General features: G+C 53.8%; 1 protein-coding gene and 1 pseudogene. Both read left to right on the forward strand.

The window, feature by feature from the left end; all coding sequences use genetic code 11:
- Positions 1–180, forward strand: a pseudogene (locus LD028_RS13890) (flagellar basal-body MS-ring/collar protein FliF); the annotation flags it as partial.
- Between the two features lie 14 nt (positions 181–194).
- On the forward strand, positions 195–480 hold a 286-nt coding region (locus LD028_RS13895; RefSeq protein WP_483298307.1), incomplete at its 3' end, for a magnesium and cobalt transport protein CorA.

Below are 480 nucleotides of genomic sequence, written 5' to 3' on the forward strand. Positions count from 1 at the left end.
GCGAAGCTGCAAGAAGAAGAGGTTCCGGACCTGATGCCGCCGCAGCCGATGGAGATTCCGGATTTGACCTACCAGGAAGACACGGATCAAGTGGTGGTGCGCAAGCAACTGGAAAAACTAGCGCGCAGCAAGCCGGACGAATTCGTTGTCTTGCTTCGCACGTGGTTAGCTGAAGACTAAGGAGTGAAAGCAGTATGGCTCGCGGCGCCAAAGAGTTGACCGGACGACAGAAGGCTGCGATTCTTCTCATCTCGCTCGGGCCGGAAATCTCCGCCCAGGTGTTCAAGCACTTGCGCGAAGATGAGATTGAGCAGCTTACGTTGGAAATTGCCAACGTCCGGAAGGTTGATTCCGATGAAAAAGACAAGATTCTTGCCGAGTTTCACCAGATAGCGGTCGCCAAGGAAGTGATCGCCCAAGGCGGGATTACATACGCGAAGGAAATTCTGCAAAAAGCGTTGGGCGAATCGAAAGCGATGG

This window comes from Anoxybacillus sp. LAT27, assembly GCF_022030075.1.
GTDB classification, from domain to species: domain Bacteria; phylum Bacillota; class Bacilli; order Bacillales; family Anoxybacillaceae; genus Anoxybacillus; species Anoxybacillus kestanbolensis.